Raw genomic sequence first — 20,698 nt, forward strand, 5'->3', positions numbered from 1 at the left:
GAACCGAAAACCATCGGGCTCGCCGCATAACCGCGACGAGCCCGAACTACCCCAAACCCGACGAGGGTGCCTTGACGAAAGACATAGAGGCACCCCCCCCCAAAGCCCCCCGCCACAGGCGGCACGCGCCACCCAAAGCCCCCCGCCACAGGCGGCACGCGCCACCGAAGGCACCCCCGGGCGGGACGCGGCTCGAAAGGATCCGAACATGTCTTTACTCATGCGTTCCGCACGGCGATCTCGTGACAGGCGGGACTGTCCGCCGCCCGCGCCCCGCTGGAAGTCTCGTGGCCGGGCCACGAAGGGAGGACGCGATGGACACGCGGTACGAGGTGTACGCGCTGGCGGACGCGCACTTCTACGAGACGCCCGACCGGCTCGCCGGTGCCGGGGAGGCCGCGCCGCTGTACGCGACGGCGCGCCGGGCGGTGCCCGAGGGCTGGGAGTCGGCGCGGATCGGCGACTGGCTGGTGCTGACCCCGCTCGGCCCGGACGGGACACCGGCCCCGGCGCCGGCCCAGGGCTGGAAGATCCACGCGTCGGCCACCCGGGCGAACGCGGAGGAGATCGCGGCGGCCGTGTGGGACTACTGCGTGCCGCGTCGCGTCCCGTTCAAGTTCGTGCCGGGCCCGCACCTGCTGCACCTGCGCAACACCAAGTACGCGGCCCGTGACGGCAGCGGCAAGTTCGTCACCGTGTACCCGGCCGACGAGGAGCAGCTGCACACGGTGCTGGTCGAGCTCGGCGCGCTCCTGAAGGGTTTCGAGGGGCCGTACGTCCTCACCGATCTGCGCTGGGAGGACGGCCCGCTCTACGTCCGCTACGGCGCGTTCGCCCGGATGTTCGTCGTGGACGAGCGCGGCTCGCTGGTGCCCGCGGTGCGCGACGGCGGGGGACGGCTGGTGCCGGACCGGCGGGCGCCGTCCTTCCAGGTGCCCGAGTGGGTGACGCTGCCCGCGTTCCTGGAGCCGCACCTGGCGGCCCGCAACACCACGACCGTGGGCGAGCTGCCGTACCGCATCGAGAAGGCGCTGCACTTCTCCAACGGCGGCGGCGTCTACGCGGGCACCGACACCCGCGACGGGCGCAAGGTGGTGCTCAAGGAGGGGCGCCCGCACGCGGGGCTGGCCTCGGACGGCGCCGACGCGATCGCCCGGCTGGAGCGCGAGAGACAGGCGCTGGAGGCGGTCGCGGGAACCGGGGTGGTACCCGAGGTGCGGGACTGGTTCGCGCTCGGCGACCACCGCTTCCTGGTCATGGACTTCGTCGAGGGGCGGCCGCTCAACTCGTTCTTCGCCGAACGGCACCCGCTCCTCACACAGGACCCCGATCCCGCGGCCGTCGCCGCGTACACGGCGTGGGCGGTGCGCGTCCACCGGGCGGTGGAGCGGGCGGTGGAGAAGGTGCACGCACGGGGGATCGTCTTCAACGACCTGCACGTCTTCAACATCATGGTCGCCCCCGACGAGGAGTCGGTGTTCCTCATCGACTTCGAGGCGGCGGCCCCGGCCCACGAGCGGGGCCGCCAGGTGGTGGCGCACCCCGGCTTCTTCGCCCCGCCGGACCGCCGGGGCGCCGAGGTCGACCGGTACGCGCTGGCCTGTCTGCGGCTGGCCCTCTTCCTGCCGGTCACCACGTTGTTCGTGGTCGACCGGGGCAAGGCGGCGCACCTCGCCGAGGTGATCGCGCGTCAGTTCCCCGACGTGCCGGGGGACTTCCTGGCCGAGGCGGTCGCGGAGATCACCCGGGCACCGGCCGGCGGCGGGCCGGTCACGGGTACGCCCGCGGCCGGCGGACCGGTCACAGGTACACCCGCGGCCGGCGGACCGGTCACAGGTACACCCGCGGCCGGCGGACCGGTCACAGGTACACCCGCGGCCGGCGGACCGGTCACGGGTGCGCCCGCGGTCGGCGGACCCGCGTCGGCGGCGCCGGCCTCGCGGGTCGAGCCCGGTGACTGGCCGCGCAGCCGGGACTCCATGGTCGAGGCGATCCTCGCGTCGGCGACCCCGGACCGCGACGACCGGCTCTTCCCCGGGGACGTCGCCCAGTTCTCCGACGGCGGCGGGCTCGGGCTCGCCCACGGCGCCGCGGGCGTGCTGTACGCGCTCGCCGCGACCGGTTCCGCACGCTACGAGGAGGGCGAGCGCTGGCTCCTGAAGCGCACCGCGCCCGCCCCGGCGGGCACACCGCTCGGCCTGTACGACGGGCTCGCGGGCGTCGCCCACGTCCTGGAGCTGCTCGGCCACCGGCAGCGCGCCCTGGACCTGATCGAGGGCGTCCTGCGCGAGCGCTGGCAGCGCCTCTCCCCCGACCTGCACGGCGGGCTGGCCGGCCTCGGCCTGGTCCTCGGACACCTCGCGGACCGGACCGGCGAACCGGAGCTGCGTCAGCGGGCCGCCGACGCCGCCGCCATCCTCGTGGAACGCCTCGCCGAACCGGCCGCGCCCCGGCGCCGGGCCGGACTGCTGCGCGGCGCGAGCGGCCCCGCGCTGTTCCTGCTGCGGCAGTACGAGGCGACGGGGGACCGCGCGCTGCTGGACGCGGCGGCGGGCGCCCTGCGCCGGGACCTGGAACGCTGCGTGCGGCGCGACTGCGGTGCGCTGGAGGTCGACGAGGGGTGGCGGACCATGCCGTACCTCGGCGACGGCAGCGTGGGCGTGGGGGCGGTGCTCGACGAGTACCTCGCGCACGACGCGGACGCCGCGGACGGTTTCGCGCCGGACCGGGACGGCATCGTCACCGCCGCCACCTCGCGCTTCTACGCGCAGCCCGGTCTCTTCCAGGGCCGCGCCGGAATGATCCTGCACCTCGCCCGCACCACCGCGCCCGGCGCGACGCGGGACCGGCTGGACCGGCAGATCGAAGGGCTGGGCTGGCTCGCCATGACCTACCGGGGCCGGCTCGCCTTCCCCGGACACCAGATGATGCGGCTGTCCATGGACCTCGCCACCGGCACGGCCGGCTGCCTGCTCGCGCTCTCGGCCGCCCTCGACGAGGGCACCGGCGCCCACCTGCCCTTCCTCCCGCCGCCGCACCGGCGGCCCACCTGACGCGGCTCCGCTCCGACGGAGTCGTGACCCCACCCCGTCCCCACGGGACGATCATCCGATCGAACGGACGAAAGGAAACCCACCATGGCCCTGCTCGACCTTCAGACGATGGAATCCGACGAGCTCACCGGCAGCACCGACGCCAGCACCGTCAGCCTGCTGTCCTGCGTCAGCGCGGCGAGCATCCTGCTCTGTCTCTGACGGGCACCGCATGACCGGCGCCCCGGGCGGCTCCCCCGTGAGGGAGGGCCGCCCGGGGTCCGTCCGCCCGAGGAAGGACACCCCGGTGAAGCCGACCGAGCCGGCGAGGCCGACCACCACGCCGACCACCCGTGAGCTGCTCGGTGCGGCGACCCGGCACAGCGGGCCGCACTGCGTGGCCCTCTGCCTGGTGAGCGTGACGGCGACGGGTGCCGGACTGCTGCTGCCGACCGCCCTGGGCCGCGCTCTCGACCTGCTGCTCGCACACGGACCGGCGACCCGCTGGGTCCTGGCCTGCGCGGGCCTCGTCCTGCTGCTGACCCTGCTCGACGGGTGCGAGACCGTGCTCGGCGGCACCGTCGACGCCCGCAGCACCGCCTTCCTGCGCGGCCGGACGACCGGCCACGTCCTGGCCGTGGGGCCCCGCCTCACCCTCCGCTTCGGCTCCGGCGACCTCGTCGCCCGCCTCGTCGGCAACGCCGCCCAGGCCGGCACGGCGCCCACCGCCCGCGCGGCACTGCTGGCCTCGCTCGCCGGACCCGTCGGCGCGGTGGTGGCGCTGGCTCTGATCGACCCGTGGCTCGCGGCCGTGTTCCTCACCGGCGCCCCCGTCCTCGCCCTCCTGCTGCGCGGCCTCGCCCGCGACACCGCCTCCTGCGTGGCGGACTACCAGCGCGTCCAGGGCCGGATCGCGGCCGCGCTCGCCGAGGCGGTCGCCGGCGCGCGCACCATCCGCGCGGCCGGTACGGCGGACCGGGACACGGCACGTGTCCTGCGGCCGCTGCCCGAGCTGGGCCGGGCGGGCCGGCGCATGTGGCACGTGCAGGGGCGGGCGGCGGCGCAGGCCGTCGCCGTGGCCCCGCTGCTGCACCTCGGGGTCGTCGCGGTGGCAGGCCTCCTCCTCGCCCGGCACCGCGTCTCCGCGGGCGACGTCCTCGCCGCCTCCCGCTACGCCGTCCTCGCCACCGGCGTCGGCGTGCTGGTCGGCCGGGTCTCCGGCCTGGTCCGTGCCCGTACGGCGGCCGACCGCCTGGCCGAGGTACGGGCGCACCCGGCGCCCGGGTACGGCGAGCGGAGCCTCCCGCCGGGCGGGCCGGGCCGGCTGGAGCTGCGCGGTGTGACCGCCCGGCGCGGCGGGCGCACCGTGCTCGACTCCGTCGACCTCGTCGTGCCCGGCGGGACGACCCTGGCCGTCGTGGGCCGCTCCGGCTCGGGCAAGTCGCTGCTGGCGGCGCTGGCCGGCCGGCTCACCGACCCCGACGCCGGGGAGGTCCTGCTCGACGGCGTCCCCCTGCCGGCCCTCTCCCGGTCCGGCCTGCGCACCGCGATCGCCCACGCCTTCGACCGCCCCGCCCTCCTCGGCACGACCGTCGGGGACACCATCGGCCTCGGCCTGCCCCGCCCCTGCCCCGCCCGGGTCCGGGAGGCGGCGCGCACGGCCCGCGCGGACGACTTCGTCCGCCGCCTGCCCGACGGCTACGCCACCCCTCTCTCCCGGGCCCCGCACTCCGGCGGCGAGGCCCAACGCCTCGGTCTGGCCCGCGCCTTCGCGCAAGGAGGCCGTCTCCTGGTCCTCGACGACGCCCTCTCCAGCCTCGACACGGTCACCGAGCACCAGGTCACCGAGGCGGTGTTCGGCACCGCCGACGGCGGCACCCGGCTGGTGGTCGCCCACCGCGCGGCCACGGCCGCCCGCGCCGACGCGGTGGCCTGGCTGGACGGGGGACGGGTGCGGGCGGTCGGGCCGCACACGGAGCTGTGGCGGGACCCCGCCTACCGGGCGGTGTTCGGACCGGCCCCGGCGCAACCGGACGCCGCCGGGACAGCCGACGGTACGGAGGTGATCCGGTGAGGGCGCGGGGGACGGGCGACCGGACGCCCCGGGAGCCCAGCGGCGGCGCGGGCGCTCCGACACCAGGCGAGCCCCGCCACGCGGCGACAGCACCGCAGCAAATCCCCCACCCCGACACCCCGACACCGCAGCACGCGACCAGCGCGGGCACCCCGACACCACGGGAACCCCGCCACGCGGCGACAGCACCGCAGCAAATCCCCCACCCCGACACCCCGACACCGCAGCGTGCGCGCGGCGCGGGCGCCCCGGCGCCGCACGCGCCTCGTCCTCCGGCCACGGCACCGGAGGAATCACGCCCCGCGGACACGGCGGCGCGGGCTCACCCCGTGGCTGACCCCGCACCGCGCCGGACCGTTCCCCCCGGTCGCCGGACCGTTGCCTCCGGTCGCCGGACCGTTGCCTCCGGTCGCCGGACCGTTGCCCCCGGTCGCCGGACCGTTCCCCCCGGTCGTGGTGGCCGGGACGGCCCGCTCCGTCGCCGGGCGGTGCGGTTCCTGCGGGCCCGCCCCCGGGCGCTGCTGCGGCTCGCGGGCTGGTCCGTGCTGGAGGCCGGGCAGACGTTCCTGCTCGGGTACGCCCTGGCGCGGGCGCTGGACGACGGGTTCCTGAGCGGGCGGGCCGCCGTGGGGCTCGGCTGGCTGGCGGTGGCCGGCGCCGGGGCGCTGGTGGGCGCGTACGGGACCGGGCGGGTGTACCGGGCCGTCGCGGAGCTGGTGGAGCCGCTGCGGGACCGGCTCGTCACGCGAGTGGTGGGGCGCGGGGTGCGGGAAGGGCACGGCGGGGCACTGTCCGGCCTCACCCAGCAGGTGGAGATCGCCCGGGACACCTTCGCGGGCCTGGTGATGGTCTCCCGTTCGTTCCTCTTCACGTCGGCGGGCGCCCTGGCCGGCCTCTTCGCCCTCGCTCCCCCGCTGCTCCTGGTGGTCCTGCCCCCGCTCGCCGCCGGAGTCGGCCTGTTCGCGGCAACGCTCCGGCCACTCGCGCGACGCCAGGAGGAGTTCCTGGCCGCCGACGAGGCCCTCGCGGAGCGCCTGGGCGCCGTCTGTCCAGGGCTGCGGGACGTCTCGGCCGCGGGCGCGGAGGAACGGATCGCCGCGAACCTCGCCGAGGCGGCCGACGCCGAGCTGCGGGCGGCCCGCTCGCTGGCCCGCTGGGGCGTCACCCGTGTCGTGTGCCTGGCGCTCGGCGGCCACATGCCCGTCGTCCTGCTCCTGGCGGGCGCCCCTTGGCTCCTCGCCCACGGCACGACCCCCGGCGCCCTGGTCGGCGCCCTCGCCTACGTCACCCAGTCGCTCCTCCCGGCCCTCAGCGGCCTGATCCACGGCCTGGGCACGAGCGGCTCCCGGCTGACCGTGGTGCTCCGACGGCTGGCACCACCCGGTGAGCCGGCCGGATCCCCGGGCGAGCCGGCCGACCGCCCGCACGCTCTCCCCTCCCCGCGGCCGGCCGCCCCCGCGGACGTCACGCCCCCGCAGCCCGCCGCCCCCGCCCTCTCCCTCACCTCCGTCACCTTCGCCTTCGGCCCCGCCTCCGCGCCCGTCGTCGACGACGTGAGCCTCGAACTGCCGGCCGGCGGCCATCTGGCCGTCGTGGGGCCGAGCGGGAGCGGCAAGTCCACGCTGGCCGGGCTGGTCGCCGGGCTGCTGGAGCCGGGTCGGGGCGAGGTGAGGGTGGGAGGCCGGCCCGCGGCGGAGGCGGCCGGATGGCGGGTTCTGGTACCTCAGGAGGCGTACGTGTTCAGCGGGACCCTCGCCGAGAACCTCGCGTATCTGCGGGCGGACCCGGTGCCCCGGGACGAGATGGTGGCCGCGGCCGAGGCGGTGGGGCTCGCCCCGCTGCTGGAAGGGGTCGGCGGGACGCAAGGCGTCGTGGACCCGGCGGCGCTGTCCGCGGGCGAGCGCCAGTTGATCGCGCTGACCCGCGCCTATCTGTCGCACGCCCCGCTCACCCTGCTGGACGAGGCGACCTGTCACCTGGACCCGGAGGCGGAGGAACGGGCGGAGCGGGCCTTCGCCGGGCGGCCGGGCGGCACGCTCGTCGTCGTGGCGCACCGGATCAGCTCGGCGCGGCGCGCGGAGCGGGTGCTCGTCATGGACGGGCCGCGCTCGGCGTACGGGACGCACGCGCAGGTGCTGCGGCGGTCCGCGCTCTACCGTGAGCTGGTCGGCCGGTGGGAGCCCTCCTCACAGCCAGCCCTGGCCCTGCGAGATGCGGATGGCGTCGATGCGGTTGCGGGCCCCGGTCTTGCGGGTGATGGCCGCCATGTAGTTGCGTACGGTCCCGTGGGACAGGTGCAGGCTGCCGGCGATCTCCGCGACGGAGGCACCCTCGGCCGCGAGGGTTAGCACGCTCAGCTCCCGCCGGGTGAGCGGCATCTCGGCGGCCCTGAGGAAACCGAAGCCGAGCGACTCACTGACGAATCGTTTCCCCAGTGCGACCTCGCGGATGGCGCGCAGCAGCTCCTCCGGTGCGCCCGCCTTGTCGACGTAGCCGAGCGCCCCCGCTTCCAGGGCCCGTTTCAGCAGGCCGGGCCGGTTCGCGGTGGCGAGGACCAGCAGGCGCGGCACCGTCTGGCCGGTGCCGCGGGGACACAGGTCGCCCAGGGGCGGTATGCCGTACGTGTTTGGGCAGTCCAGGTCGGCCGCGCACAGATCGGGCCGCACGGACCGGACGCGGCCGGCCGCGCTGCGCCACGGTGTGTCGTCCACCCGCAGGTCGGGCTGCCCGGACAGCCACTGTGCGAGGACCGATCGCACCAGACACCCGTCGTGCACGAGAAGTAACCGGATCACTGCCCGTCCCTTCGCTCGGCTGTTCCGCCGGTTCCGTGGTGGTGTGAGCGTGCCCATTGTTGGGTCCCGGGACCGTTTCCCGGCTGCGGAGAACCGGCCACGGGGAGGCGCGGGGGCGCACGTACGGCGCCTTTACGCCGCCGCGCGCATCGATCAGGGGGGCATGATCGTCCTCGGACGGGGTACAGGTGGGCGCCGGTCGGGGGTCCGCTCGCCGTGCGTGCCGGGCCGTCCGGGGGCAGATTTGGTTCCTGGTACCGCGCGTCCGGGCGAGGAGGTGGTCGCCGTGTCCGACGGACAGCGGTCCGGGCCTCCACCCACACCCGTCGGGGCCTTTGCCGGCCGGCCTGTGATGTCGTCGGCGCTGACGGCGATGCTGAACGCCGTCGGGGCCCACTCGGGCGCCGTCTACCTCTGCCGCGGTGACGAACCGGTGCTGGAGATGGCGGTGATGGCGGGACTGGCCCGGTCGTTCGCGGCGCCCTGGGAACGCGTCGGGCTGAGCGCGCCGATCCCGGTCGCCGAGGCGGTGCGCGAGCGGCGGCTGGTCTGGGTGGGCGGCGAGGAGGAGATGGCCCGCCGCTATCCGCGGATCGCCGTCGTCCTGCCCTACCCCTTCGCGCTGGCCGCGCTGCCGGTGGCGACCGACGCGCAGGTGTACGGCGCGGTCTTCGTCACCTGGCCCGGCTCCCATTCCCCGGAGCTGTCCGACCGGGAGCGGCAGCGGCTGGAGGTGGCCTGCGACCGGCTCGCGCTGCGGCTGGAGCGGGCCGCGGCGCAGAACCGGCCGGTGCGCGCCGAGACCCGTCCGCTGGACACGGGGCCGGTCGGCGGCGTCGCCGACTCCCTGGGCTCGGTGGAGGCGGCGCGGATGGTGGCGCGGCTGCCGTACGGGCTGGTCTCGCTGGATCTGCACGGGCGGGTGGCGTTCGCCAACGCCGCCGCTGCCGACCTGCTGGGCGTTGCGGTGAGCGACCTGCTGGGCGTGCAGCTGTGGGCGTCCGTGCCGTGGCTCAACGATCCCACGTACGAGGAGCGGTACCGGGCGGCTCTGCTCAGCCAGGGCGTCACGTCGTTCGTGGCGCTGCGGCCGCCCTCCGAGTGGCTGTCGTTCCGGCTGTACCCGTCGACGACCGGCCTCAGCGTGCGGGTCAGCCGGGCGCGCGGGACGGCGCAGACGCGCCCGGCCGGACGCGGGCCGGGGGACGCGCCGGCCCGGCTGGTGTCGATGTCGCAGGCGCTGAGCCTGGCCGGGGCGCTCACCGAGACGGTGAGCGTGCAGGACGTGGTGCGCCTGGTGGCGGACGAGATCGCCCCGGCCGTGGGCTCCCGGGCGCTGGCCCTGCTCGCTGCGCGGGCGGGGCGTCTGCAGGTGCTGGGACACCACGGTTACCGCGACGCGCGGGTGGTGGAGCGGTTCGACGGGATGCCGCTGTCCGCCCCGGTGCCCAGCGCGCACGCCGTGTCGCACGGGGTGCCGGCGTTCTTCGACTCGCGGCAGCACTTGGAGCGCCTGTACCCGGCGCGGTACGCCACCCCCGACGGTTTCGCCGCCTGGGCCTATCTGCCGCTGATCGCCTCCGGCCGGCCGGTGGGGGTCTGTGTGCTGGCCTACGCCGAGCCGCGCACCTTCCCCACGCACGAGCGCGCGGTGCTGACCAGCATGGCCGGGCTGATCGCGCAGGCTCTGGACCGGGCACTGCTCTACGACGCCAAGCACCGGCTGGCCCACGGGCTCCAGGCGGCGCTGCTGCCGCACTCGCTGCCGCGGCTGCCCGGTATCGAGGCGGCCGCCCGCTATCTGCCCGCCACGCGCGGCATGGAGATCGGCGGCGACTTCTACGACCTGGTGCCCTCGCGGCCGCTCCCGGCGGCCGTGATCGGGGACGTCCAGGGCCACAACGTGACGGCGGCGGGACTGATGGGCCAGCTGCGGACCGCCGTACGCGCGTACACGACGGTGGGTCAGGAACCGGCGGAGGTCATGAGCAGCACCAACCGGCTGCTGACCGACCTGGGCGCCGACCTGTTCGCCAGCTGCCTCTACCTGCGGCTGGACCCCGGGCGCGGGCGGGCGGTGATGGCCAGGGCCGGGCATCCGCCGCCGTTGCTGCGGCGGCCGGACGGGCGGGTGCGCGTCCTCGACCTGGCGGGCGGTCCCCTGCTCGGCATCGACGGCGGGGCGACGTACACGACCACGGAGGTCGACCTCTCCCCCGGCTGTGTGCTCGCCCTTTACACGGACGGGCTGATCGAGTCACCGGGAGTGGACATCGAGGACGCGGTCGCCGGGCTGGGCCGACGGCTCGGCGAGGCCGGGGACCTGCCGCTGGAGGAGCTGGCCGACGGGCTCGTGGGGCACTACGCGGCGGCGGAGGAGCGGATCGACGACGTGGCACTGCTATTGCTGCGGGCGAGCGGGGACTGCTGACGGCGGGGGCCTGCCGCCCGGCAGAGCGACGGGAGGCCGGGCGCGGGGTGAGTGACGGGATGCCGGGCGGGGGGTGAGTCACGGGATGACAGGCAGCCCGGTGAGTGACGGGGTGTCAGGCGCCCGTAAACGCGCCGGTCCGGCCCTCCCGCCGGAGGGCCGGACCATGCCACCGATCGGCCGGGAACCGCTGGTGAGGCCGATCGGCGGTCCGTGCCGGGAGCCCGGAGCCGTGGGTCCACGCCGGAAGCCCAGAGCCGTGGGTCCACGCCGGAAGCCCAGAGCCGTGGGTCCACGCCGGAAGCCCAGAGCCGTGGGTCCACGCCGGGAGCCCGGTGCCGTGGCCGGTGCCTTGGACCAGCACCGGCGGCCTGGTGCCCGCGGCGAACCGCGAGGCCGGTGCCGTGGCTGCCGGACTCAGCGGTTCCGGCCCGGCCACCGGACTCCTACGGCCCCTGCGGTCGCCGGCCTCCGCGTCGCCCGCCCGGCCACCGGGCGGCCTCCGCGTCGCCCGCCCGGCCACCGGACTCGTACGGACCGGGCGGCCGCCGGCCGGACGCGGCGGCTCCCGCTCCGCTGCCGGGGTCAGTGGGTCTCGGTCAGCCCGGAGTCCCCGGCGCCGGCCTCCTCGTCGCCGGCCCCGTACCCGGTCTCCTGACCGGCTTCCTCGCCCGTCTCCTGACCGGCGTCCTCGCCGCCGGCCTCATCACCCGCTCCGGCCTCCTCACCGGCCCCGGCTTCCTCGCCGGCACCGGCCTCTTCCTCACCGGCGCCCGCACCGGCCTCGTCACCGGCACCGGCCTCCTCACCCGCGCCCGCTTCGTCGCCCGCGCCCGCGTCGTCGCCGGCGGCCGCGTCGCCGAGGGTGGCGCCGACCGCCTCCAGGGCGGTGGTCACCGGCTGGAAGAAGGTCTCGCCGCCGACCGTGCAGTCACCGCTGCCGCCCGAAGTGAGGCCTATCGCGAGGCCGTCCTGGGTGAAGAGGGAGCCGCCGCTGTCGCCGGGCTCGGCGCAGACGTCGGTCTGGATCAGTCCGGTGACGGTGCCCTCGGGGTAGTTGACGGTGGCGTCGAGTCCGAGCACCTGGCCGTTGGCGAGCCCGGTCGTGCTGCCCATGCGGAAGACCTCGGCACCGACCGTCGCCTCGGCGGCCTCGGTGATCTGCACCGTCTGCTCACCGATGTCGACCTCGCTCGGGGCGACCGTGGCGGGGTCGTCGTACTTCACCAGGGCGAAGTCGCCGTCACCGGGGAAGACCGCCTGGTCGACGGTGGCGATGGGCTCGCCGGCCTCGTCGTCGGACCACTGCTCGGCCGCCACCCCGCAGTGACCCGCCGTCAGGAAGGCCGGGGTGCCGTCGCCCGCGGTGACGTTGAAGCCGAGGGAACAGCGGGCTCCGCCGCCGAAGATGGCGTCGCCGCCGGAGGCGAACGTTTTGAAGGTGCCGGCCGACTTCTTGATGGTGGCCGTGTCCGCGCCGAGGCTCTGGACGGTGGTCTCGAGCTGGTCCCACTTGCCGCCGGTGACCGTGGAGTCGGCGGTGACGAGGATGCGGTTCGTCCGGGGGTCGACCGCCCACGAGGTGCCCGCGATGGTCGCCTCGGCCTTCAGGGTCTGGGCCGCCGACTCGAGTTCGGCGGTGCTGTTCTCCACCTCGCGGACCTTGGCGCCGGCCTTCTTGGCCTGGATGATCACGTTGTTGTCGTCGCCGGAGACGTTGACGACGTTGACGACGAGCTGCTGCTGGTCGGAGTCGTAGTACGAGCCGGCGAAGGCGTCGCCGAGCAGGTCCGCCAACTGCGCGGCGAGGTCGGAGGCGTCGGACGCCTTCAGGGTGGTGGGCGCCGCGGTGGCGCCGGTGTCGCCGTCCTGGGAGGCGTTGGCGTAGGGGATCAGGAGCGCCGCCGCTCCGAGCGCCGCGACGCCGCCCACCGCGAACGCGGCCTTGCGCTTCGGAATTCGCTTGTGACTCAAACTACTCGACCTCCTGGGGGACGGGGTCTGGCTGCCGGGGGTCGGCAGCTCCGTACAGCGGCGCCTGGTTGCCGGTTGGTACGCAGGGGGCGCGTGGCGCGTTCAACTCCGTGCGCCGGCTTCCGCTCGGTGGCCGTGAATCGGCCATGACCGGCTTCCGGGAGCCAAGTCCGGGGAAGAGTCGCCCATATGACGACTACGACCGCCGAAGCCCGCAAGATCCTTTCCATCGGCTTCGCGCCCCGGGGAGCCCACGCCGGACGGGCCGTCAAAGTCCCGGGCGGCGAGCGGGCGACGCCGCGTCCTCCCTGGTCACGGGGATGGACTCAGGGGCGGAGGGCTGTCGGGGCCGGGCGCCGCCAGCGGGCTGCCGATCCCATCGCCGTGATCGCCGGGCCGGCCGCCGGGGGGCGTTCGTGACGGTGACGGCGGTGCGGCGGTCCGCGCCGTCGCGGCGGGCGGCTTGGGCGCGGATGGCTTGATCGAAGCGGTCCCGGCGGCACCGGGCCGCCGGGCGGCGGGCGCGGACGGCGCGGCGGCGGTCGGGCGGCCGGGTGGTTCACCCGGCGCGGGCGGACACGGCCCGCGCCGGCGCCGGGCTGCTCACCGCCACCCCGCCGGCACGGTGAGTGACCGGTCGGCCGCGTTCCATGGCGCTCCGTAGCGGAATCCTCGCTTCAGCAAATCTGCACATCGACTGCCCGAGTGGGCCACGCGGAGCGGGGGTTCTGCACAACTGCGCGGGGCCGCGCACGTCATTGGGGCGGGAGTGTCTGATTCGCCTCGCCGGCCCCCGCCGGTCGTCCGGGCGAACCCCGCCCGTGGTGTGAAGAAGTCGCCGACAAGCCGTGCCGGAGCCTGCACGGTTTCCCTCGGCTGTGACGCAAGATGCCTGGTGGGACAGGTGAGTGACTGGATGTGTCGGCGTCGTACCTGCTTTGATCCATCGCACCGCAGGGCCGCGAAGGGCCGCCGGAGACGGCGCCCGGCAACCCGGCACCCGCGGGCCGCGGCCGTCATCTGTCCCCAGAGGGGGCCGCTCCCCCCTTGTGAGATATCCATATGAAGGGAAGTTCCACCATGAACTCCACCCCCCAGGTTGAGACCGTCGAGATCTCGGACGCGGACCTCGACAACGTCTCCGGCGGCCTGTCCGTGAACGCCCTGGGCACCGTCACCGGCCTGGTGGACGGCGTCGCCCCGGTCACCGGTCTGGTCGACGGGGTCGTCGGCACCGTCGAGGGTGTCACCGGCCTGAACACCGCCCCGGTCACCAACCTGGTCGCCGGTCTCTGATCGCACCTTCGTGATCCCCTTGAGTCCCGGAGCCGTCCCCCGGCTCCGGGACTCTCGGACGTTGAGGGAAGTCCCTTGCAGTTCCGCCAACAGGCCCTCGCCAAGCTCCAGTCGCCGGAGGAACTCGACCTGCCGGTGCGTTTCGCCCGCCCCCAGGGCTGGCTGGTGCTGTCCGTGACCGTGGCCGCCCTCGCGGCGGCGTCCGTGTGGGCCGTGACCGGCTCGGTGGCGTCCACGGTGAGCGCACCGGCCGTCCTCACCCACGGCGAGGGCAGCTACATTCTGCAGAGCCCCGCGGCCGGCCAGGTCACCGCGGTCCTCGCCGAGGAGGGCGAGCGGCTGGCCGCCGGCTCCCCCGTGCTGAAGGTCCGGACCGCCGAGGGCGACACCGTGGTGCGCACGGTCGCCGCGGGCCGGATCACCGCGCTCGCCGCCAGCATCGGGCAGATCATCTCCACCGGCACGAACGTCGCCGCCGTGGAGAAGGTCGCCCACGCCGACGACCCGCTGTACGCGACGGTGTACGTCCCCGCGCAGAACGCCGCCTCGATCCCCGAGGACGCGGCCGTCGACCTGACGGTGCAGACCGTGCCGTCACAGCAGTACGGCGTGTTGCGCGGCCATGTGGAGTCGGTGGACCGCGCCGCCCAGTCGGCGCAGCAGATCGCCGCGTTCCTGGGCGACAGCCAGCTCGGCGAGCAGTTCACCGAGGACGGCCGCCCGGTGGCCGTCCTGGTCCGCCTCGACACCTCCGCGTCGACCAAGAGCGGTTACCGCTGGTCCTCGGCGGACGGGCCGCCGTACGCCCTCACCTCCATGACCATGGCCACGGGTTCGATCCGGCTGGCCGATCAGCGTCCCGTCGATTGGCTGCTCCCGTGACCACCGCCCAGGACACCCCGCCCCGTGGCAGGCGCCGGGCCGCGCCGCCGCGGCGTACCGTCCCCAAGGGGCGGGCGAAGACCGTCCGCACGCCCACGGTGCTCCAGATGGAGGCCGTGGAGTGCGGGGCCGCCTCCCTCTCCATGGTCCTCGCCCACTACGGCCGGCACGTCCCCCTGGAGGAACTGCGGATCGCCTGCGGCGTCTCCCGGGACGGCTCGCGCGCGAGCAACCTGCTGAAGGCGGCCCGCAGTTACGGTCTGACGGCCAAGGGCATGCAGATGGACCTGGCCGCCCTCGCCGGGGTGCGGGCACCCGCCATCCTCTTCTGGGAGTTCAACCACTACGTCGTCTACGACGGCATGGGCCGCCGCTTCGGCCGCCGGGGCGTCTTCGTCAACGACCCCGGCAAGGGCCGCCGGTTCGTGTCCGTGGAGGACTTCGACGGCAGCTTCACCGGCGTGGTGCTGGTGCTGGAGCCGGACGAGGGCTTCGAGCGGGGCGGACGCCGGCCGGGTGTGCTGGGCGCGATGCCGGCCCGGCTGCGCGGCACCGCGGGCACCCTGCCGGCCGCCGTCCTGGCGAGTCTGCTGCTCGTCCTGGTGGGCGCGGCCGTCCCGGCGCTGAGCCGCACCTACATCGACATGTTCCTGATCGGCGGCCAGACCTCGCTGCTGGACGTGCTGTTCACGTCCATGGGCGCGTGCGTGCTGTTCACGGTCGCCCTGACCTGGCTCCAGCAGGCCAACCTCCACCACGGCCGGATCATCTCCTCGACGCTGTCCAGCGCCCGCTTCCTGCGCCACCTGCTGCGGCTGCCGGTGACCTTCTTCTCCCAGCGCAGCCCGGCCGACCTGGTGCAGCGCCTCCAGTCGAACGACGCCGTCGCCGAGACCCTGGCCCGCGACCTGGCGTCGGCGGGCGTGGACGCGGTGGTCGTCGTGCTGTACGCCGTGCTCCTCTACACCTACGACCCGGACCTGACGTTCGTCGGCATCGGCGTGGCCCTGCTCAACATCGCCGCCATGCGCATCGTCATCCGGCTGCGCGCGACCCGTACCGCCAAGCTGCGCGCGGACAACGCGCGGCTGACCAACACGGCGTACACCGGGCTCCAGCTGATCGAGACGATGAAGGCGACCGGCGGTGAGGACGGCTACTTCCGCAAGTGGGCCGGGCAGCACGCGACCACGCTGGAGGAGCAGCAGCGGCTCGGGGTGCCGAGCGCCTGGCTGGGCGTGGTCGCGCCGACGCTCGCCACGCTGAACAGCGCGCTGATCCTGTGGATCGGCGGGGTCCGGGCGATCGAGGGGCACATCTCGGTGGGCCTGCTGGTCGCCTTCCAGGCCCTCGTCACCCGGTTCACCGCTCCGCTGACCCGCCTCAACGGCGTCGCGGGCCGCATCCAGGACTTCGCGGCGGACGTGGCCCGGCTGAAGGACGTGGAGAACTTCCGCACCGACCCGCTGTACGAGCGCCGGACCGGCGCCGACTCCACGCGCCGGCTGCACGGCCACATCGAGCTCCAGGACGTCACCTTCGGCTACAGCCCCCTCGACAAGCCCCTGCTGACCGGCTTCGACCTGAGCGTCGGGCCCGGACGGCAGGTGGCGCTGGTCGGCGGCTCGGGCAGCGGCAAGTCGACGGTGTCCCGGCTGATCTCCGGGCTGTACACGCCGTGGGAGGGGGTGATCCGCATCGACGGACAGCGGCTGGAGGACATTCCCCGCGGGGCCCTCGCGGCCTCCGTCTCCTTCGTCGACCAGGAGGTGTTCCTCTTCGAGGGCAGCGTCCGCGACAACGTGGCGCTGTGGGACCCGTCCGTCCCGGACGACGCCGTCGTCGACGCGCTGCGGGACGCGGCCCTCTACGACGTCGTCATGCGCCGGCCGGGCGGCATCCACAGCAGGGTCGAGCAGGACGGCCGCAACTTCTCCGGCGGGCAGCGCCAGCGCCTGGAGATCGCGCGGGCGCTGGTGCGCCGGCCCAGCATCCTCGTCCTCGACGAGGTCACCAGCGCGCTCGACGCGGAGACCGAGCTGGTGGTCATGGACAACCTGCGCCGGCGCGGCTGCGCCTGCGTGGTGATCGCCCACCGGCTCAGCACGGTGCGCGACAGCGACGAGATCGTCGTCCTCCAGCACGGCACGGTCGTGGAGCGCGGACGGCACCAGGAACTCGTCGCACGGGGCGGCGCGTACGCGGCGCTGGTCAGGGAGCGGTGAGATGACGTCCATCGACGAAGGCGACATAGTGCTCGCCGCGCTGGGGCAGCTGGGCACGCGGCTGGACCTGGCCGGCTCCGGCCGCCTGGAGCTGGAGGGTCCGCAGGTGCTGTGGCTGGTCGCGGCCGGGGCGCTGGACCTGTTCGCGGTGGACGCCGGGCAGCAGGGCCACTGGCACCACCTCGGCCGGCTGGAGGCGGGCGCGCTGCTGCTCGGCCCGGTGACGGGAGCGCAGCACACGCTGGTGGCGCGCCCGGTCCGGGACTGCGTGGTGCACCGCATCGGGCTGCGCGAGCTGTACCAGCCGGCGCACACCCAGACCTGGTCGTACGACGAGTACGGCACCCCGCAGTACGTACCGCCGGCCACCAGCCCGCTGGAGTACGCGCTCGCGCTGGGCGTCGGCCGCGGGCTGTCGGTCCTCTTCCAGGCGCCGGCCGCCGGCGAGCAGGCCGCGCAGACGACCGACGACGACGTGTTCTGGATGCAGGTGCCGCCCGGCAGCGTCCAGTACGGCTCGCTGTACGGCGCCGAGGCCGCCGCCGACCTGTTGATGGACCCGGCGGTGTGGCAGTCCATGGTCGACCAGCAGTACCGCCTGCTGACCACGCTGGACCGCTGGATCGAGCAGCTGGAGCGCACCCACGAGACCCGGACGGCCGCCGGGATCAAGGCCGGCGAGGCGGTCCGCGCCCAGGCCGACCGGACCCTGCTGGCGTCGATCGGCCGCAAGGGGGGTCCGCGCGCGACGGCCGCGGACGTGGACGCCACCTACGCCGCGTGCCGTCTGGTCGCCCGGGCCGCCGGGATCGCCCTGGTGGAGCCCACGCGGTCCGGCGCCGGCCACGACCGGCTGGACCCGGTCGAGCAGGTCGCCCTCGCCTCCCGGGTGCGCACCCGCGCCGTCCGCCTGGACGGCCGCTGGTGGCGGGACGACGTCGGCCCGCTGGTGGGTCACCGGGCGTTGTCGGGGGCGCCGGTCGCGCTGCTGTGGCGGCGCGGCGGCTATGTCGCCGTCCATCCCGCGACCGGGCGGGAGACGCCCGTCGAGAAGGCCAACGCGGAGGAGTTCGAGCCGCGGGCGGTCATGTTCTACCGGCCGCTGCCCGAGCGGAGCCTCGGGCCGCTCGGGCTGCTGCGGTTCAGCATCCGCGGCACCGGCGGCGACCTGGCGAAACTGCTGCTCAGCGGGATCGTCACGGTGGCGATCGGGGCGCTGGTGCCGATCGCCACCGGCAAGGTGCTCGGCGAGTACGTGCCGAAGGCCCAGGAGGGCCCGATCGTGCAGGTCTGTCTGGCCGTCATGGTCAGCGCCGTGGTGACGGCGGCGTTCCTGCTGTTGCAGAACCTGACCATCCTGCGCCTCGAAGGGCGCATCGAGGCGACGTTGCAGCCGGCCGTGTGGGACCGGCTGCTCAGGCTGCCGACGAAGTTCTTCACCGAGCGCTCCACCGGTGAACTGGCCGGCGCGGCCATGGGCATCAGCGCGATCCGCCGTCTGCTGGCGGGCCTCGGTCCGTCGGTGGCGCAGTCGGTGACCGTCGGGGCCGTGAACCTGGGGCTGCTGCTGTGGTACAGCGTGCCGATGGCGCTGGCGGCGATCGGGATGCTGGTGGTGGTCGCCACGGTGTTCCTGGGACTGGGGCTGTGGCAGGTGCGCTGGCAGCGGCGGCTGGTGACGCTCTCCAACAAGCTGAACAACCAGGCGTTCCAGACCCTGCGGGGCCTGCCGAAGCTGCGGGTGGCGGCCGCCGAGAACTACGCCTACGCGGCCTGGGCCGAGCGGTTCGCCCGCAGCCGTGAGCTCCAGCAGCGGCTCGGCCGGATCAAGAACCTCAACAGTGTGCTGGGCTCGGTCTACCTGCCGCTGTGCTCGCTGCTGATGTTCATGCTGCTGGCCGGCCCGGCGCGCGGGGCGCTGTCGGCGGCGGAGTTCCTCACCTTCAACACCTCGGTGACGATGCTGCTCACCTCGGTCACCTCGCTGACCGGCGCGTTCGTGTCGGCGGTGGCCGCGCTGCCGCTGTTCGAGGAGATCCGTCCCGTGCTGGAGGCGACGCCCGAGGTGCGTGCGGCGAGCACCCGGCCGGGCCCGCTGTCCGGCGCGGTCGAGGCCCGGCGGCTGTCGTTCCGCTACTCCGACGACGGCCCGCTGGTCCTGGACGACGTGTCCTTCGAGGTGCGCCCGGGCGAGTTCGTGGCGATCGTCGGGCCGAGCGGCTGCGGCAAGTCCACCCTGCTGCGGCTCCTTATCGGCTTCGACCGGCCGGTCTCGGGGAGCGTGCTGTACGACGGGCAGGACCTGGCGGCCCTCGACCAGTCGGCCGTGCGCCGCCAGTGCGGGGTCGTCCTCCAGCACGCGCAGCCGTTCACCGGTTCGATCCTGGACGTCATCTGCGGCACGGGGGCGTACACGCCGGAGGAGGCGATGGCGGCGGCCGAGATGGCGGGGCTCGCGGAGGACATCAAGCGGATGCCGATGGGCCTGCACACGATCGTCGCGGGCAGCGGATCGGTCTCGGGCGGCCAGCGCCAGCGGCTGATGATCGCCCAGGCGCTGATCCGCCGGCCGCGCATCCTCTTCTTCGACGAGGCGACCAGCGCCCTGGACAACGACACCCAGCGCACGGTCATCGAGAGCACCCGTAAGCTGCACGCCACCCGGATCGTGATCGCCCACCGGCTGTCGACGGTCATGGACGCCGACCGGGTCGTCGTCATGGAGAACGGCAAGGTCGCCGAGCAGGGCCCGCCCGCGCAGCTGCTCGCCGACGCGGGCGGGCGGCTGCACGAGCTGGTGCGGCGGCAGCTGACCTGAGCCGGCGCCGACGGCCGCCGCGCACCCGCCGGGCCGCGCGCGTCCGCCCGCCCCGGGACCGTTCGCGGAACGGCTCCCGCAGGGCGGCGTGCGCCCCCCGGCGCGGCGTGCGCCCCCCGCGCGCGCGGGAATGAGGGCGCGCCCCTGGGTACTCGCCCGTCCATGAGAATCAGCGTGCTGGACGTGGGATCCAACACTGTGCGGCTGGTCGTCGCCGACGCCGAGGACGGCGTGCCGTTGCCGGTGCACACGGCCAAGTGGCGGCTGCGGCTGTCCGAGCAGGTCAAGCCGGGCGAGCCCATTCCCGAGGAGGCCGTCGACCAGCTCGTGGGGGCGGTCGCCGCCGCGAGCCGCACCGCGGTCCGGTGGGGGGCGAGCAGCCCGCTGGCGTTCGCGACCGCCATGGTGCGCAACGCGCCGAACCGGCGGCAGGTGCTGCGCACCGTCCGCGCGGGCACCGGTGTGCCGCTGTGCACCCTGCCGGGCGAGGTGGAGGCCGAGCTGAGCTTCCTCGGCGCCCGGCGCTGGATGGGCTGGCGTTCGGGGCCGCTCGCGCTCATGGACATCGGGGGCGGCTCGTTCGAGGTGGCGTTCGGCCGCGGCCGGCTGCCTGACTTCGTGGCCTCGCTGCCGCTCGGGGCCGCCCGGCTGACCCACGAGTTCTTCGGGGACCAGGACCCGCCGGCCCCCGAGCAGGTGCGTGCGCTGCGCCGCAGGGTGCGCCACCAGCTGCGGGACGTGGCCGCCCGGATCCGCTGGGAGGGGCCACGCACCGCGGTGGTCACCTCGCGCACGTTCCAGCAGCTGGGGCGGCTGTGCGGGGCCCCGCCCGGACGCCACGGCCCGTTCGTCGCCCGCACGCTGGACAGCCGCGACCTGGGCCGGGCGGTCGAACAGCTCGCCGCGCTGCCCGCGGCGGAGCGGGCCCGGCTGCCCGGCATCTCCGCGCCGCGGGCCGCGCAGAGCCTGGCGGGCGCGCTGGTCGGGCACACGGCGATGAAGCTGATCGGCCTGCGGACGGTCACCGTCTGCCCCTGGGCGATCCGCGAGGGCGTGATGCTGCGCCACATCGAGGACGGCGCGTCCTGGTGGGCGGAGGTCGCCCGGCTCGGCGAGGAGGCCGCTCCACCGGATCCGGTGCCCCTGCTCGTCGCCGCCGCCCACTGATCCG

Annotated in this window: 11 protein-coding genes and 1 pseudogene; 10 read left to right on the top strand and 2 right to left on the bottom strand. The window is 75.0% G+C overall.

Going from position 1 to position 20,698, the window contains the following annotated elements; genetic code table 11:
* Nucleotides 1–314: 314 nt before the first annotated feature.
* The 4 genes from lanKC to ACIP67_RS27270 all read left to right on the top strand — a co-directional run bounded on the left by lanKC (nucleotide 315) and on the right by ACIP67_RS27270 (nucleotide 7,454).
* Nucleotides 315–3,053: a class III lanthionine synthetase LanKC gene (lanKC, locus tag ACIP67_RS27255; RefSeq protein ID WP_401695470.1), complete on the top strand. Its 2,739-nt coding sequence runs from the start codon at nucleotides 315–317 to the stop codon at nucleotides 3,051–3,053.
* 84 nt (nucleotides 3,054–3,137) lie between these two features.
* Entirely contained in the window at nucleotides 3,138–3,254 is a 117-nt protein-coding gene (locus tag ACIP67_RS27260; RefSeq protein WP_401695472.1) for a SapB/AmfS family lanthipeptide, read from the top strand.
* A gap of 10 nt (nucleotides 3,255–3,264) precedes the next feature.
* Nucleotides 3,265–5,106: an ATP-binding cassette domain-containing protein gene (locus ACIP67_RS27265; RefSeq protein ID WP_401695473.1), complete on the top strand. Its 1,842-nt coding sequence runs from the start codon at nucleotides 3,265–3,267 to the stop codon at nucleotides 5,104–5,106.
* A 488-nt stretch (nucleotides 5,107–5,594) separates the two neighbouring features.
* Nucleotides 5,595–7,454 carry an ATP-binding cassette domain-containing protein gene (locus ACIP67_RS27270; RefSeq protein WP_401695474.1) on the top strand — a complete coding sequence of 620 codons (1,860 nt, stop codon included), beginning with the start codon at nucleotides 5,595–5,597 and terminating at the stop codon, nucleotides 7,452–7,454.
* On the opposite strand, the pseudogene ACIP67_RS27275 reads toward ACIP67_RS27270, so the two are convergent.
* Nucleotides 7,377–7,958 (bottom strand): annotated as a pseudogene (locus tag ACIP67_RS27275) (LuxR C-terminal-related transcriptional regulator); the annotation flags it as partial. The gene ACIP67_RS27270 and the pseudogene ACIP67_RS27275 sit on opposite strands and share 78 nt — an antisense overlap.
* A gap of 220 nt (nucleotides 7,959–8,178) precedes the next feature.
* Here ACIP67_RS27275 and ACIP67_RS27280 point away from each other — a divergent pair.
* Nucleotides 8,179–10,332 (top strand): PP2C family protein-serine/threonine phosphatase, encoded by a 2,154-nt coding sequence (locus tag ACIP67_RS27280; RefSeq protein ID WP_401695475.1) that lies wholly within the window; start codon nucleotides 8,179–8,181, stop codon nucleotides 10,330–10,332.
* A 585-nt stretch (nucleotides 10,333–10,917) separates the two neighbouring features.
* Here the strand turns inward: ACIP67_RS27280 and ACIP67_RS27285 are convergent.
* Nucleotides 10,918–12,306 (bottom strand): S1 family peptidase, encoded by a 1,389-nt coding sequence (locus tag ACIP67_RS27285; RefSeq protein WP_401695476.1) that lies wholly within the window; start codon nucleotides 12,304–12,306, stop codon nucleotides 10,918–10,920.
* Nucleotides 12,307–13,386: 1,080 nt separating this feature from the next.
* Between ACIP67_RS27285 and ACIP67_RS27290 the strand changes: the two genes are divergently transcribed.
* The 5 genes from ACIP67_RS27290 (at nucleotide 13,387) to ACIP67_RS27310 (ending at nucleotide 20,694) form a co-directional block, all read left to right on the top strand.
* The gene (locus ACIP67_RS27290; protein WP_401695477.1) at nucleotides 13,387–13,602 is read left to right on the top strand and encodes a type A2 lantipeptide; all 216 of its coding nucleotides are present in this window, start codon (nucleotides 13,387–13,389) and stop codon (nucleotides 13,600–13,602) included.
* A gap of 75 nt (nucleotides 13,603–13,677) precedes the next feature.
* Nucleotides 13,678–14,484 carry an HlyD family efflux transporter periplasmic adaptor subunit gene (locus ACIP67_RS27295; RefSeq protein ID WP_401695478.1) on the top strand — a complete coding sequence of 269 codons (807 nt, stop codon included), beginning with the start codon at nucleotides 13,678–13,680 and terminating at the stop codon, nucleotides 14,482–14,484.
* Nucleotides 14,481–16,709 carry an NHLP family bacteriocin export ABC transporter peptidase/permease/ATPase subunit gene (locus tag ACIP67_RS27300; RefSeq protein ID WP_401695479.1) on the top strand — a complete coding sequence of 743 codons (2,229 nt, stop codon included), beginning with the start codon at nucleotides 14,481–14,483 and terminating at the stop codon, nucleotides 16,707–16,709. The genes ACIP67_RS27295 and ACIP67_RS27300 overlap by 4 nt, the downstream gene beginning before the upstream one ends.
* Nucleotide 16,710: 1 nt before the next feature.
* Nucleotides 16,711–19,527, top strand: coding sequence for an NHLP bacteriocin export ABC transporter permease/ATPase subunit (locus ACIP67_RS27305; protein ID WP_401695480.1), 2,817 nt, complete (start codon nucleotides 16,711–16,713; stop codon nucleotides 19,525–19,527).
* A gap of 162 nt (nucleotides 19,528–19,689) precedes the next feature.
* The gene (locus ACIP67_RS27310) at nucleotides 19,690–20,694 is read left to right on the top strand and encodes a Ppx/GppA family phosphatase (protein WP_401695482.1); all 1,005 of its coding nucleotides are present in this window, start codon (nucleotides 19,690–19,692) and stop codon (nucleotides 20,692–20,694) included.
* The last annotated feature ends 4 nt before the right edge of the window (nucleotides 20,695–20,698 follow it).

Source organism: Streptomyces sp. NPDC088812 (assembly GCF_044750285.1).
In the GTDB taxonomy this organism is placed as follows: domain Bacteria; phylum Actinomycetota; class Actinomycetes; order Streptomycetales; family Streptomycetaceae; genus Streptomyces.

What these genes read in the sequence shown, in the direction of transcription:
- ACIP67_RS27290 (WP_401695477.1), top strand. Translation starts at nt 13,387, where the DNA reads ATGAACTCCACCCCCCAGGTTGAGACCGTCGAGATCTCGGACGCGGAC.
- ACIP67_RS27305 (WP_401695480.1), top strand. Translation starts at nt 16,711, where the DNA reads ATGACGTCCATCGACGAAGGCGACATAGTGCTCGCCGCGCTGGGGCAG.
- ACIP67_RS27260 (WP_401695472.1), top strand. Translation starts at nt 3,138, where the DNA reads ATGGCCCTGCTCGACCTTCAGACGATGGAATCCGACGAGCTCACCGGC.
- lanKC (WP_401695470.1), top strand. Translation starts at nt 315, where the DNA reads ATGGACACGCGGTACGAGGTGTACGCGCTGGCGGACGCGCACTTCTAC.
- ACIP67_RS27265 (WP_401695473.1), top strand. Translation starts at nt 3,265, where the DNA reads ATGACCGGCGCCCCGGGCGGCTCCCCCGTGAGGGAGGGCCGCCCGGGG.
- ACIP67_RS27310 (WP_401695482.1), top strand. Translation starts at nt 19,690, where the DNA reads ATGAGAATCAGCGTGCTGGACGTGGGATCCAACACTGTGCGGCTGGTC.